The organism is Acinetobacter legionensis (genome assembly GCF_048551735.1).
GTDB lineage: Bacteria > Pseudomonadota > Gammaproteobacteria > Pseudomonadales > Moraxellaceae > Acinetobacter.
The window spans coordinates 1-15,148 of sequence record NZ_JBIMBV010000019.1 but is presented as its reverse complement, the minus strand read 5'-3'; the positions used below and the strand labels follow the sequence as shown (position 1 = coordinate 15,148).

Genomic DNA, 15,148 nt, shown 5'->3' with positions numbered 1-15,148 from the left:
ATTAAGGATTTACAACTACTTTAATATTTAAAATATATCAGCTTAAATTTTCTATCTTATTGTTGCGTATTCTGTTTGGTTCGAATCAGATCTTTTAAGTTAAAACCTACCGTCTGCGCATAGCGGAGAAATTCAATCACCTTTGCTTCATCTGGATGAGGATCTCTAGACAGTAACCACAAATATTTTCGTTTAGGTTCTCCGACCAAAGCCATTTGATAGTGTGAATCAATTTTTAAAATCCAATAATCACCACGGCCCACAGGCATCCAACGAACCGCTTCTGGAATAAAACTCACTTTAAATTTTGAATTAAAAGGCTCATTACTGATAAATGCTTCACCCAGTGAACGCAATTCTTGTCCATTTTGATCGACGCATCGATTATCTACTGCAACATTACCATATTCATTTACGGTATAACGTGCAGTGACATCTGACTTACAGTCTTTTTGAAAATACATTGGTTTACGGGCAATTTCATACCATAATCCTAAATATTGACCCAATTCCAATTTTGGAATCGCTGCTAAAGTCGAATTTTCAGCATAGGCTTTTGGATATAAAAAGCTCGAAAAAACCACCCCCAACACGATTATTAATTTTTTGAAGTCATATAATTTGGGTAATATTTTAAATGATTGCACTTTATACCCTCAGCATTACTTTTTACTATTTATTATAAAATAATCATAAATTTAAACTTAGACTGTAGCTTTATGTATCCTTGTTTGGCCTAAAGCTACAGCAAGTGCAAAAGTGAAATCACGTCAATAAAGCAATTATTTTAACATTCTATTTTTTAAACGCACAATTTCGTCTCGTAAACGCGCAGCTTGTTCAAATTGTAATTCTTTAGATGCTTTCAGCATTTCTTTTTCGAGTCTCGTAATATGCTTAGTAAACAGTTTTGGATCAGACAAAATGTGACGTTCATCAGCAGTTAAAGCTTGATGCTGATCATTTATGTTTACTTCAATTTGATCATCACTAATAACCTCACCCGTATCAATTTCTTTAATTGCTTGGCGTACAGCACTACGTGGAATAATACCATGCTCTTCATTAAATTGGATTTGTTTAGCCCGACGACGATCGGTTTCATCTATAGCTTTCTGCATCGAATCGGTTATACGGTCAGCATATAAAATCGCTTTACCTTTTAAATGTCGTGCAGCACGACCAATAGTTTGGATTAACGATCGTTCAGAACGAAGAAAACCTTCTTTATCTGCGTCAAGAATGGCAACCAAAGAAACTTCCGGCATATCCAAACCTTCACGCAATAAGTTAATCCCGACCAGAACATCATGTACGCCTGTACGAAGATCATGAATAATTTTGACTCGCTCAACTGTGTCAATATCTGAGTGCAGATAAGCCACCTTCACCCCATATTCTTTTAAATATGAGGTTAAGTCTTCTGCCATACGCTTGGTTAAAGTAGTGACTAAAACACGCTCATCAAGTTCTTTACGGATATTAATTTCTGAAAGAACATCATCCACTTGCGTTAAAACAGGACGTATTTCGATTTCTGGATCGACCAATCCTGTTGGTCGCACCACTTGTTCGGCAACTTGTTCAGATTTTTCAAGTTCATATTTAGCCGGTGTTGCACTAACATAAATGGTGGTTGGGACGATACGTTCCCATTCTTCAAACTTCATTGGACGATTATCCAATGCACTTGGTAAACGGAAACCATAATTGACCAAGTTTTCTTTACGTGAACGATCGCCTTTATACATTGCACCAATTTGGGGTACAGTCACATGCGACTCATCAATAATTAATAAAGCATCATCTGGGATATAATCAAATAATGTAGGTGGCGCCTCACCCGCTGGACGACCAGATAAATGACGTGAATAGTTTTCAATACCGTTGGTATAGCCTAACTGTTGCATCATTTCTAAATCATAACGTGTGCGCTGTTCGATCCGCTGTGCTTCGAGTAATTTTTCATGGTCTTTAAAAAAAACTAATCGATCAGCCAGTTCATCCCGAATCGTTCCAATTGCACGTTGTAGATTATCTTTTGGAGTGACATAGTGACTTTTCGGATAGATTGTCACACGTGGTGCTTTACGTACCATTTTCCCTGTAATTGGATCAAACCATCGAATTGAATCGACTTCATCATCAAACAACTCAACACGAACTGCGTGTTGGTCTGATTCAGCAGGGAAAATATCGATAATTTCGCCACGAATACGATAAGTACCACGTAAAAATTCCAACTCATTTCGCGTATATTGCATTTCAACAAGTCTGCGAATAATATCATCACGACTAATTCTGTCCCCTTGTACAATATGCAATAACATACTCATATAAGCATTCGGATCACCCAAACCATAGATTGCGGATACTGATGCGACAATAATAGCATCACGGCGTTCTAATAAAGCACGCGTAGCAGAGAGACGCATCTGGTCAATGTGATCATTGATCGCTGAATCTTTTTCAATAAAGGTATCCGAAGATGGAACATAAGCTTCGGGTTGATAGTAGTCATAATAACTAACGAAGTATTCAACTGCATTGTTTGGGAAAAAGGATTTAAATTCACCATATAATTGTGCAGCAAGAGTTTTGTTATGTGCCATGACAATAGTTGGACGTTGCGTTTGCGCAATCACATTTGCCATGGTGTAGGTTTTCCCTGAACCCGTTACACCGAGTAGAAGTTGATCGTGAAAACCTTTATTTATGCCTTCGACTAATTTTGCTATTGCCTGTGGTTGATCTCCAGCAGGTTGATAATTTGTAACAAGTTCAAAAGGTAAATTTTCGCTCACAGTGTGCTCTTAAATATTTGTGTATAAAGAAAATGCATTTAGATTAAAAGAGTATACAAAAATATTGATTGTTCTGCTAAATGATATATATTCACAAAAATTCACTCAAATAAAAATTTAACGGAAAACTTATGCGCAATAAATTAATTAAAACAATCAGCTTGGTATACTTGGCTTTAGTAATACAGGGCTGTGGTGGTGGAAATTCTTCTTCAACAGGGGATACACCAACATTACCTCAAGCAAAACAAGATATTTATGTATTAGGAAGTAGTAGTCTGGAGTACATAAATAATGCGTTAACAAAAACAGCAAATCTGAATAATTATAACGTAATTAATTATGCTAAAGGTGGAGAGTATTTGTATAGTATGTGTTTAAGAATAGGAGCATTTTCTGGAACAGTCAAATTTAAAAATACTCAAATAGTACTAAATACAAAAAACTATCTTGATGCTGATTGGCCAACAGATTTTTATTTAAAACCATTCGATGTGAAAATAAATAATAATTTAGGTCAAATCGGCATTGATCAAAATGGTTATTATTTTATTCCAAACCAAGTTAATGATTTTTATGTAGACAAAAATATTTTCTATCCAATCCAAAGTCTTTTTCCAAAAGTTAAAAATAGTTCAATTTTTATTGTAAACCTAGGTAAAAATAATTTACTAGGCAATGACCCTACACTAAGTACAACCCAATACGTTATTGAAAAGTCTAATCAATGTATCAGTTGGATCGATAAAAATTTAACCAGCAATATCTTGGTTATAGGTTTTTATACATCAACAAAACCATCTCTTAATCTTATAGATAAAGTTAATTTTGTTAATAATAATTTATCAAATACTTATAAAAATCAATACTTTAATATCAAAAGCTATATAGAAGGAGATCAAATTTGGAAAGATACAACGATTACACCTAACACTTTTGATTTACAGAATCAAAAAAATCAAGCTTTACCTATGAGTCTATCTAAAGATGAAGTGCATGTGAACGAAAAAACTAACTTAGCACTCAGCAAGAAACTAATCCATTTTATAAATAACAACTTTAAATGATTTTTCATTCATGCACAAAGTATCTTCTTTACATAAAAATATTAATTTTTATAGGCTTTGTTGCATAAAGAGCTGAAAGATAGAGTTCCCCTAATGGACTTAAATTTAGGATGCAACTTGGGTATGTGGTCGGCCTAATTCTTCACTGACATTATTCGTTGTAAGTTTGACAGCACGTATTTGCAGAGTTTTAACATTTATACCGATATGAAGCTTACGCCATTGGCGACGATATTCAGGCTGATATTTCTTACGTTTCCATTCGTCTTCACCTAAAAACTTCAAACCCGTGGAATCTACGAGTATATGCAGTCCATCATGACTTTTTTGATAGCTAACCGCAATGTCAATATGCTTCTGTCTTCTGCAAAGCGTGGAATAGTCTGGAGCTGTCCAGCTTAAACCGCAGAGTTGAATCAGGCTTTGAAAAAAGCCTGTAACCATCCGTAAAGAAAGTCTAAAAAGAGATTTGATCATCAAATAGCATTGAATCGCTGTGTCGGAATAGGTTCGATTTCGTCCATGCTTGCCCTGTGGCTGAGCATACCATTGAGCAGAAGGATCAAACCAAATGAGGATGTTTCCTCTATTTATTAATGCTCGGTTATACGAGGAACAATTGGTCGTGCGATAAATTTTAGGTGCAGGCTTCTTCATTTGGAAATTATATTACTGAAGAAATCTTTAAAGGGTAGGTTTGTGCAACAAAGCCATTTTTATAACAAAACACAAAAAATGTTTTGTTTAGACATATTACTCTTTGACCAAAGTATAGAATTAATGTAAGTGGCCCTTTACAATTCAAAATAGCGATAAAGTAAAATTAGCAACCATCACAAATTTACTAGTCGTAATACATCATACAATACTGAATAATTGACACTCTTTTAAGTTTAGGAATTTTCAACTTAAGCTACAATCTTTTTTAAATACAAATTGTTAGCTACAATACTTTATATAGCTTAATGTCACTGACTCAACATTATTAAGCAAAGCAATCAAATAAAGCCGTCAATGAAATCAAATTACAGTAGTCATAGCTACCATATCTATTTGGCTACCCTTAAGAATTATCGACATAGTCTGTTATTTTTATGTTTTTTTATGTAAAATGTAATAATTATGAAACATTAGTTAGAAAGTATGATTTTGTCAAAAAAAATTATTGGGTTGGATTTACTTCGATTTTCTATGGCTATATTGATGGTTTTGTACCATATCCAAGGTTTAATAAATGATTCTATCCTAAATGAGCTGATATTTAATGGTTTTTTTGGTACAAGTACTTTTTTTATATTATCTGGATTTATTCTAACTCATGTCTATTATAGAAAAATTGAAGAAAAAAAATTTTCAAATACAAATTTCTTACTCAAAAGATTTTCTGCTTTATACCCTATTCATATTTTCACAATGTGTATGGCTATTATTACATTCTTTTCATTAAGTATCATTACTAAAAAATCATTTCCTACTGAACTTCCAATTCAAGCATTACCATCAATTCAATCAAATGAGGTTATGGAAATTTATTTTATTGATATTTTTAAATACATAATAGAAAGCATTACTTTGATTCAAGCATGGGACTACCATTTTCTATTTCTTAATCCAGCGGCATGGTCAGTTTCTGCATTATTTTTCTTTTATTTGACATTTAATTTTTTTGTTAAAATATTGAAAAATATAAAAAATTTAAAAAAATTTATGATGGTTTTTTGGATTTTTTCACTCATTCCAGCTATTTATTTTACTTATACTCAAAATTTCTCTTCAGATATTATTGGTCTAATGCACAGAAATCCAGTTCTTAGGCTTCCTGAATTCATTGCAGGCATTATTTTTTATTTAATTTGTTTAAATTCAAAAATATACTCAAAAAAATATCAAATCTTTTGTCTGTTTTTTGCTGGGTTTGGATTTTTTCTTATGCATTATCTAGTCAAAACAGCACCTCAGCTATGGTTCTACCTATCACATAATGGATTGTTTTTATTTCCACAGCTAGCATTGATTTATTGTTTTTTAAGCATCAACTTTAATAATCATAAAATCACGACCTTAATTGAAAGATTAGGAAAAGCTTCACTATCAATTTATATGTTACACCTTCCTTTACTCTCTATTTATTTTATTCTTTACAAATTGATCATTGCAAGTACACAAGTTTCAACTATTAACGAAATTATTGAAACTGCAAAAAGTATTGATCAATTAGATATTATTTCTACCCTGATATTTATTATTCTACTTATACCAATCAGTCTATATCTTCAAGAAAAACTTTTCACTCCAATCCAAGTTAAATTATCAAATAAATTAATTTGGATAAAAACTATGTTAAATCATAGAGAAACCTAATTTAATGAACAAGGAAATTTTCCTTGTTTACCTTACTCCCATTTTCACAACAAGATAATGTACCAATAGATGTTATACATGCTTATGCATAATAATTTGTAACAAGTTCAAAAGGTTGATGTTCACTCACAATAATTCACTCTTTAACCAATTGGGAAGAAGCCATAATAGTTTAACAGAAACCAATTAAACCCATACATTGACACCTATTCTAGATGGGGCTTTTTACACAATATTCAACAAATACCTTGACCCTTTTTTATTTCAATAGCAACATGGAAACAAGCGAATTAAAAGATTGAAAAACATGACATATCACTATCATGATGAAAGCATAATCAAAACTTTGCCAGAAGATACTGTGTTTGTTTTTGGTAGTAATATGGCGGGTACTCATCAAGGCGGTGCTGCAAAATCAGCACATTTACATTTTGGCGCAACTAAAGGTGTTGGACGTGGCTGGGCGGGACAAAGTTTTGCTATACCCACCATGAATGAACATTTACAGCAAATGCCACTTTCGCAAATTCAACACTATATTGATGATTTTAAAATTTATACAAAAAATCACCCGAAGATAAAATATTTTATTACTTCTGTGGGTTGTGGTGTTGCTGGCTATAAAGTTGAAGAAATTGCCCCCATGTTTAAAGGTATTTCACGCAATGTGATCTTCCCTGCTTCATTCCGCCCATTTGTAGAAAAAACTTTGCCTAAGCTCACACAAAAATTGCTGCATAGCTTTATATCAGATGAGGTCATTTTTAGTTCAGATATAGAACAAAAAATTCAAAGCTTAGATTTAACTGAAGCTGAAAAAAGTCTCGCTACAATTATTCTCAATACACCCATGTATCCAAATGATAGTAATGGTCGAGATCGTATTTTTGAAATACAAGATATTCTTCACAATCTAAATGGAAAAGTATTTGAATTTCAGTCTGATTCAGAGGGTTCAATGATTTTTGGGGGAGCTATTTTAGCGCTTCTAGAACTCTATAATTTAAATGAAACAGACTTTATTTCAGTATGGACTGGCCAGCGTACCATTGCTGCACCAAAAGCAGAACATCGGGCTAAAAAGTAATATACTTCAGTGTGTGGTTATTTTTGATTGAACCAATCTATGTTTAATTTTTACTTAAGTCATATCGCTCGGAACAAGGTCTGATGACAGCCCGATTCTGTTTGAGCCTATAAGTCATTTTTAGACGATACAAGGCAAGTCATTTATAAAATGTCAACACCCCTAAACTAATAAGAGTGATATTGGAAAGCGTATGGAGCAAATGGATTTAACAATATTTGATTTGTCTCCAATTGCCATGTGGTTACAAGATTTTAGTGGTATAAAAAAAATATTTGATCAGTGGACGGCGCAAGGTATTCCCGATATTAAACAACATCTATTGGAGGATACTAGCCGTTTAAAACCCTGTTTGGCAGCGATCCGTACCATTCATATCAATCAAAGCACTCTGATTTTATATGAAGCTGATGATTTAGCGGAGATTTTAGAAAAATTTCCGGAAATGCATACAGAAAATACTGAACTATTACATATCCAATTTTTTTCAGCACTTTGGAATAAAGAAAAAGATTGCTCGATTCAAGTGGTCAACCTTAGCTGCAAAGGTAAAAAAATTGATATCCAACTTAGAGCCAATATTTTAACGGATGCGAAAGAAAGTTGGGATCGAGTTTTATTAACCACGGAAGATATCTCTCAGTGTCAAAATGCACGTCGGATTGCAGAATCCCTATTTTTGCATTCACCCACTGCCCTCTGGGTCAAAGACTATAGCCAAATAAAATCATTATTTAATCAATTGCTAGCGAATAATGTCACTGACTTAGATCAATATATTCAGCAAAACCCTGATTTTCTATTTCTTTGTTTTGAAAATATTCGATCAGTTGGTGTAAATCAAGCTTTACTGGATTTATTTAATGCCAACAATGAACAACATTTTTATCAGCATTTAAATCATATTTTCAGAGAGAATTATCAACAAAATTTTTATAAACAATTATTACATTTATGGGATGGCCATCATCAGCTTAAGCGAGAATGTGAGTATCGGTCAATCAACGGAGATTTGCTACATGTCCTCGAACAGTTTGTTATTTTTCCAGATTCAAAACATAACTGGGATACCGTGCAAATTGCCTTTACCGATTTAACAGAGCGTAAGAAATTAGAAGATCATCTGCTATATGCAAGCAAGCATGATCAATTAACTCAATTATATAATCGAACTTTTTTTGTAGGTGAAATTCAACGCTTACAAACTACCCCATTCAGTTCACTTTCATGTATATACTTAGATATCAATGGTTTAAAAAGGATTAATGATTTACAGGGCCATCATATTGGTGATTTGCTGATTCAACGTTTTGCAAATCTTTTAAAAAAATCCACCATAACCACCCCATATTCTGTTTCCCGTATTGGTGGTGATGAGTTTGTGATTCTTATGCCTGAATCAAATTATCAGCATATAGAGCTACTGCTTAAAATAATTAAGCAAGAAATAGAACTTGATCAAATTAACAATCCGCAACATCCACTTCATGTGGCGATTGGTTATGCAACAACTCACCATTATAAAAATATCGATGAGTTATTAAAAAAAGCAGATAAAATTATGTATCAAGATAAGCAAGCATATTATTTATTGAAGACCGATTAATAGTTTGACGGATTAAAAATATAATTTGAATTAAGTAACAGTTGTGCAAATCCAATTAAACGATAACCAGTTATCATAAAATACGATTAGTAATAAATATCATGAATTTTATTATTTTATATCCTCCTTTTTTAGGATATATTTCAAATATTCTAAAGCACCTCACATCGAACGAGAATCTTATAATGGAATTTTCTGATTCTTCTATTTTTGATATATCCCCTACCCCAATGTGGTTAGAAGACTATAGCGAAGTAAAAGAACAATTTAACCAATGGAAAAGTCAAGGAATCACAGATCTACAAAGCTTTTTAGAAGAAAATCCAGACCAGATCACAGCTTGTGCGCATAAAATTAAGATTCTTCAGGTCAATAAAAAAACCTTAAATTTATTTGAAGCAAGAACTCAACAACACCTCTATCAGAGCTTAGATATTATTTTTCAGAAAGAAATGCTGCATTCACATATTAAAGAGTTGGTTGCACTTTGGAATGGAGAAGCAGAATTTTCAAATACTACTGTCAATTACACGATTTCAGGTAAAAAGTTAGATATCAAATTACGCGGTATCATTTTGCCGGGTTCAGAAGTCAGTTTAGACCGAGTTTTAGTTACCACTGAAGATATTACTGACTATCAAAATGCGCGCCGTTTAGAAGAAAAAAATCGCCAACTGGCAGAATCTCGCTTTATTTATTCGCCAACTTCATTGTGGGTGGAAGATTTTAGTCGTGTAAGACTACGTATAGATCAACTCCGTGAAATTGGTATCGAAGATTTTCGTACCTTCTTAGATGTTCATACTGACTTTGTAAACCAGTGTATAGAAGACATCATCTTATTAGACGTCAACCAAGCAACCCTGGATTTATTTAAAGCCAAAGATAAAGAGACCTTGTTTAAAAACTTAAACAAAGTATTTGCAAAAGAGATGTATCAGACTTTCCGTGAGCAACTGATTGAGCTATGGAATGGTAAAATTCATCATCAACGTGAAGCTGTAAATTATGCATTAGATGGTTCAGTACGAAATGTATTACTCCAATTCACTGTTTTCCCAGGTTATGAACATGATTGGAGTCTTGTTCAAGTCGCATTGACTGATATTACTGCACGAAAAAAAGCAGAAACGTATTTGGAATATCTTGGAAAACATGATGTTCTCACAAAATTATTTAATCGTTCATTTTATACAGAAGAAATCAATCGTTTAGAGCGTGGCGTACTACGCCCGACTTCAGCTATTTTTATTGATATGAATGGTTTAAAAGCCATCAACGATCAGTTAGGTCATGATGTTGGGGATGAATTACTTCGACGTATGGGCAATATTCTGACTCGTACCATTACCAATACAAGTTATACTGCTTCTCGTATTGGTGGAGATGAGTTTGTAATTCTCATGCCTGCGGCAAATGAGCAAACCGTCGAATCAATGATCATGACTATTGAAGAATTACTCAATATAGATAACCAGTACTACTCGTCACAACCTATCAGCGTTGCAATTGGTTACGCAACAACAGGTGCAAATGAAAGTATAGATAATATGCTAAAACGAGCAGATTTACTGATGTATCAAAAGAAAAAAAAATATTATGAATATGTCACGGAAATGCTAAATGACGGTGCTTAACCATCAACAAAGATAAACAATAAGCTTGAAAAAATATTCTTTTGAATACTTAATATAAAAATAGGTGCATCAAGCACCTATTTTTATATTTTACACACTTAACGTTTTCCCATCGAACGACGTGTACCACGAGGTGGCATCCAAGTACGGTCTGCGTATTGCTCAGGTTTAGGGCGAACGTTGTTATGGGCAACATCATCATCATTTTCTAAAGATGATGGCATTGGAAATGGTAAATTCACCAATGGCTTCTTTTTGGGAGTATTTTGGGTGCTCATGTGATTCACTCAATTTTAACTGACTATATTGTACGTAAATTTCGGCTTTGATGCGAGTGCTCTTAAACTTTCACTTTTATTTGTATTCTCTTGATACATTAATTTTTGCTTTTCGTGAATATTTATTGAATTTGAATAGATATTAGACGACCAAACATGAAAAATTAGGCTATGATAATGTGCTTTTTATTTTTTAATCCCTATAAGAAGGAATAATGCCGTGGACGTACGTCTCTCTGATCGTGTAAATGCCATCAAACCGTCTCCAACGCTTGCTGTTACCAACAAAGCTGCTGAATTAAAAGCTGCGGGTAAAAATGTAATCGGATTGGGCGCTGGCGAACCAGATTTTGACACCCCACAACACATCAAAGATGCTGCGATTACAGCGATTAACAACGGTTTTACCAAATATACCGCTGTTGATGGTACACCAGGCCTTAAAAAAGCAATTATTGCGAAGCTAAAACGTGATAACAATCTTGACTATGCTGCAAATCAGATTTTAGTCTCTTGTGGTGGTAAACAGTCTTTCTTTAACTTAGCACTTGCTTTGTTAAACAAAGGTGATGAAGTCATTATTCCAGCGCCATATTGGGTAAGCTATCCAGATATGGTGATCATTGCTGAAGGTGTTCCTGTCATCGTGAAATGTGGTGAAGAACAACGTTTCAAGATTACACCTGCTCAACTAGAAGCTGCGATTACAGACAAAACACGTTTGGTGGTTTTAAATAGTCCATCTAATCCAACAGGCATGATCTACAGTAAAGCTGAACTTGAAGCTTTAGCAGAAGTGCTCCGTAAATATCCTCAAGTTTATGTTGCTTCTGATGATATGTATGAGCCGATCCGTTGGGATGATGAGTTCTACAACATTGCTACTGTAGCTCCTGACCTTTATGAGCGTGTGATCGTACTTAACGGTGTATCTAAAGCATATGCAATGACTGGATGGCGTATCGGTTATGCAGCAGGACCTGCAAAATTGATTGGTGCAATGAAAAAAATCCAATCACAATCAACTTCAAACCCAACTTCGATTTCACAAGTTGCTGCTGAAGCTGCGTTAAATGGTCCTCAAGATGTTCTTCAACCGATGATTGAAGCATTCAAACGCCGTCATGATTTAGTTGTAAATGGTTTGAATGAAATTCAAGGGATTAGCTGCTTACCTGCTGATGGCGCATTCTATGCTTATGCCAATATTCGTCCTTTGATTCGTGCAAAAGGTTTAAAATCTTGCACAGAATTCTCAGAATGGTTGTTGGAAGAAACTGGTGTTGCTGTAGTTCCTGGTGATGCTTTTGGTTTAGGCGGCTATATGCGTATTTCTTATGCGACTGCTGATGAAGTACTTGTTGATGCACTTGCTCGTATTAAAAAAGCTGCAGATTCTATTGATGGTGTTGATGTAGCAATTGCTTCAATCGCAGCTGAAAAAGCAGCGCAATAAGACGATATTGGTTTAAATGAAAAATGGGTGTATTGATTACACCCATTTTTTTATCTTTGTTTATATTACTTATCAACATGTCACTATTTTTATCAACAAGCTTCTATATTTTTTGTAAATTAATCTTTGAGGAGCAAGCCCGTGGTATTGTCTCCATCATTTCCAGTACCGTAATGATCTATACGTCCAGTATCAACTTGCACAGCAGATGTGTTTGCCGCATAGTACTTTTCATGATCGACTAATAATAACCCTGCGGTATTGTCTCCATCATTGCCTGTGCCATAATGTTCAATTCTCGGCTCCTTATTTTGATCAAGCTTTAAATAAGGCACAAGTTTTATTGGCTCTTTCAATAAAAGACCTGACGTATTATCTCCATCGCTACCTGTACCAAAGTGATCAATGCGTATTTCTTGCGTATTTTGATGTGATGCAAAACTTAAACTTGAAACACTACAAAGACCAATAACAGCTAATCTGATTAAAGTTTTCATGTCATTCTTCCCATTGATGTATCACTTCATTCTAGAGGTCGAAACTATACAATTCACGGTCTTGGGAATTACATTTATGACATTAACCAATTTTTGTTCATCTTCAATAAAACCTGAAATCTAACCTAAATCTTTAAGTTTTATTGCTGTTCTGGATCAGTTTGGCTAAGTACGATTCAGTGTTAAAAAGCATTTAAAGCATAAAAAGCTACAGTTGATTATCTGTATTTATTGATGACTCTGCATCAATGACGCTCTAAATACTTTCGGTGCGCATCCATATGTTTGTGTGAAAGCACGAGTGAATGCAGCTTGTGAGCTATATCCTACTAATTCAGCAATTTGAAAGATATTTTTGTCTGTCTCTTTTAAAAACTGACTTGCCAGTCTCATCCGCCAATTTTTTAAATATTGAATTGGAGAAACACCGACCTGTTCAACAATTTTTTTAGCAAAACTTGAACGTGATTGATGGGTGGATTGAGCCAAATTTTCTACATCCCATGGATAAGCAGGACGATCATGCAGCAAAAATAATGCTTTACTAATCGTGGGGTCACGTAAAGCAACAATCCAGCTTTTATGTTCAATGGTTGCCTTTGCCAACCAAAACCGTATTGACCACACCAATAAAAGATCGATAATCCTTGAAAGCATCACTTGACTACCAAGGCTAGGATGTTCAAGTTCAAGCTTTATCGCAGCAACAGTCATTGGCACCCATTCTGCAATTTTATCCGTATCATTGTGCGATGGGACATGGATATAGCGAGGCAACCCTTCGATTATGGCTTCGCCATAAATCCCACTAAGTTTAAAAATACAGCTAATCACAGCGGCTGCTTGGTTTTCAGCATCCAACAATTCAATCGTGTGTTCTCCTGCTGAAGGTAGAACAATAATATCCCCTGCTTTTAAAACGAGATCTAGGTTAGTGCATGCAACTTTAAGTCTGCATGTCGCCTGCTGAACGATATGGATATATGCATAATCCTGTTTAAAGCTTAACTGTTGTTGATCTGTAAATCGCGCGAAGTCATAGATCTCACCTGATATTTTTGCAAATTGATAAATATCAAAGAATATATCCGTTAAAGCACTTTTTTCTGCATATTCATCTCTCATTTTTTGTCACAATTCCTAAAAAGTGTTTCTGCAAAAACATTGGTGTTTCTGTTATTGTTAAATTGAATTTAAACATGAATAATCGTTTATAGAAGCTTTTTTGAGTATAAAAATTACATTCTGTATATATCCAATCTTTACACAAAAATTCTTCAACCATTTAGCTCAACAAATACAATAGCATTTAGCTAGGAGAGATACATGAGTAATAAACCGACAATTATATTCGTACACGGATTTTGGGGAGGCGCTGCTCATTGGAGTAAAGTCGTAACTGAGCTGTCTCACCGAGGTTATGAATCATTACGTGCAGTAGAACTCCCGCTTAGCTCACTAGCTGAAGATGTTGAACGAACAAGAAAAATGATTGCGCAAGTTAAAGGAGATGTCCTTCTGGTTGGTCACTCATATGGTGGCGCTGTAATTACTGAAGTTGGCAATCAAGCGAATGTCGTAGGCTTGGTTTATATTGCTGCTTTTGCACCTGACTCAAACGAAAGCCCTGGTGGCATTACTCAACAACATTTACCTGAGGCTGCACCAAACTTAGAACCAGACAGTGATGGTTATCTCTGGCTTAAAGCAGATAAATTCCATGAAAGTTTCTGTCAGGATTTGAGTAAAGATGAAGGGTTTGCAATGGCTGTCACCCAAAAAGCGCCAGTAGCGAGCACTTTTGGCGATACGATTTCCACACCAGCCTGGCAAACGAAACCATCTTGGTATCAAATCTCGACTCAAGACCGAATGATTCATCCTGAAAATCAAAAAGTCATGTCTGCACGCCTAAATGCAAAAAAAGTGATTGCGTTAGATGCAAGCCATGCTTCTTTGGCATCACATCCAAAAGATATTTCAGACTTGATTGAAGAAGCTCTCAGCTTTCTTGCTCAATAAATGATGAATGAACAGAGGGAATCAAGGGATTTCCTCTATATCTTAGACCCATTTAAAACTTAGATTTATTGAAATTCAATTTGGCTATAGTCAAACCACCTAATCATACATACAAGTGACTTCTCTCAAGTCATTGATCATCAATGAAGCTTATGTTTTTGTATGAACTTATGGAAGCTATTGGTTATCAATTCGTTTTTCGTATTTTTGAATAATAGATGGTTGTCCTACCGTGGGGCGACATGGATGTCGCCGTTGGGCGGGGGTATATGAGCAAAAATAAAGCACTGCTTTGTTTGCAGCGCAAGAGCCCTGTTAAACGAAAGATTTTTG

At 34.6% G+C, this 15,148-nt stretch carries 12 protein-coding genes and 1 pseudogene; 7 read left to right on the top strand and 6 right to left on the bottom strand.

The features are described 5' to 3' along the window. Positions 1–56: 56 nt before the first annotated feature. Positions 57–647, bottom strand: coding sequence for a lipocalin family protein (locus ACG9ZL_RS16145; RefSeq protein WP_419360736.1), 591 nt, complete (start codon positions 645–647; stop codon positions 57–59). 135 nt (positions 648–782) lie between these two features. Beyond that, on the bottom strand, positions 783–2,804 hold the full coding sequence (gene uvrB / locus ACG9ZL_RS16140; RefSeq protein ID WP_419360735.1) for an excinuclease ABC subunit UvrB: 2,022 nt from the start codon (positions 2,802–2,804) through the stop codon (positions 783–785). Positions 2,805–2,935: 131 nt separating this feature from the next. On the opposite strand from uvrB, the gene ACG9ZL_RS16135 reads away from it, so the two are divergent. Beyond that, positions 2,936–3,871 carry a hypothetical protein gene (locus ACG9ZL_RS16135; RefSeq protein WP_419360734.1) on the top strand — a complete coding sequence of 312 codons (936 nt, stop codon included), beginning with the start codon at positions 2,936–2,938 and terminating at the stop codon, positions 3,869–3,871. 141 nt (positions 3,872–4,012) lie between these two features. Here the strand turns inward: ACG9ZL_RS16135 and ACG9ZL_RS16130 are convergent. Then, positions 4,013–4,528: pseudogene (locus tag ACG9ZL_RS16130) on the bottom strand (IS5 family transposase); the annotation flags it as partial. Between the two features lie 486 nt (positions 4,529–5,014). On the opposite strand from ACG9ZL_RS16130, the gene ACG9ZL_RS16125 reads away from it, so the two are divergent. From ACG9ZL_RS16125 to ACG9ZL_RS16110, 4 genes are all read left to right on the top strand, one after another. Further along, a complete protein-coding gene (locus ACG9ZL_RS16125; RefSeq protein ID WP_419360733.1) occupies positions 5,015–6,232 on the top strand; it encodes an acyltransferase family protein in 1,218 nt (405 codons plus the stop codon). Positions 6,233–6,539: 307 nt separating this feature from the next. Next, the gene (locus ACG9ZL_RS16120) at positions 6,540–7,319 is read left to right on the top strand and encodes an A1S_2505 family phage non-structural protein (RefSeq protein WP_419360732.1); all 780 of its coding nucleotides are present in this window, start codon (positions 6,540–6,542) and stop codon (positions 7,317–7,319) included. 202 nt (positions 7,320–7,521) lie between these two features. Continuing rightward, positions 7,522–8,925: a sensor domain-containing diguanylate cyclase gene (locus ACG9ZL_RS16115; RefSeq protein ID WP_419328277.1), complete on the top strand. Its 1,404-nt coding sequence runs from the start codon at positions 7,522–7,524 to the stop codon at positions 8,923–8,925. Positions 8,926–9,110: 185 nt separating this feature from the next. Further along, positions 9,111–10,562, top strand: a complete 1,452-nt coding sequence (locus tag ACG9ZL_RS16110) for a sensor domain-containing diguanylate cyclase (protein ID WP_336953244.1) — start codon at positions 9,111–9,113, stop codon at positions 10,560–10,562. Positions 10,563–10,660: 98 nt separating this feature from the next. Here ACG9ZL_RS16110 and ACG9ZL_RS16105 read toward each other — a convergent pair whose 3' ends face one another. Then, on the bottom strand, positions 10,661–10,840 hold the full coding sequence (locus ACG9ZL_RS16105) for a hypothetical protein (RefSeq protein ID WP_004721316.1): 180 nt from the start codon (positions 10,838–10,840) through the stop codon (positions 10,661–10,663). Between the two features lie 220 nt (positions 10,841–11,060). On the opposite strand from ACG9ZL_RS16105, the gene ACG9ZL_RS16100 reads away from it, so the two are divergent. Beyond that, positions 11,061–12,296, top strand: coding sequence for a pyridoxal phosphate-dependent aminotransferase (locus ACG9ZL_RS16100; protein ID WP_419360730.1), 1,236 nt, complete (start codon positions 11,061–11,063; stop codon positions 12,294–12,296). 119 nt (positions 12,297–12,415) lie between these two features. On the opposite strand, the gene ACG9ZL_RS16095 is transcribed toward ACG9ZL_RS16100, so the two are convergent. Together ACG9ZL_RS16095 and ACG9ZL_RS16090 are read right to left on the bottom strand one after the other, a co-directional pair. After that, a complete protein-coding gene (locus ACG9ZL_RS16095) occupies positions 12,416–12,793 on the bottom strand; it encodes a hypothetical protein (protein ID WP_419360728.1) in 378 nt (125 codons plus the stop codon). 228 nt (positions 12,794–13,021) lie between these two features. Further along, a complete protein-coding gene (locus ACG9ZL_RS16090) occupies positions 13,022–13,918 on the bottom strand; it encodes an AraC family transcriptional regulator (protein ID WP_419360726.1) in 897 nt (298 codons plus the stop codon). Positions 13,919–14,119: 201 nt separating this feature from the next. Here ACG9ZL_RS16090 and ACG9ZL_RS16085 point away from each other — a divergent pair, with 201 nt between their 5' ends. Continuing rightward, complete coding sequence (locus ACG9ZL_RS16085; RefSeq protein WP_419360724.1) at positions 14,120–14,815, top strand: alpha/beta hydrolase; 696 nt, start codon at positions 14,120–14,122, stop codon at positions 14,813–14,815. Positions 14,816–15,148 lie beyond the last annotated feature (333 nt).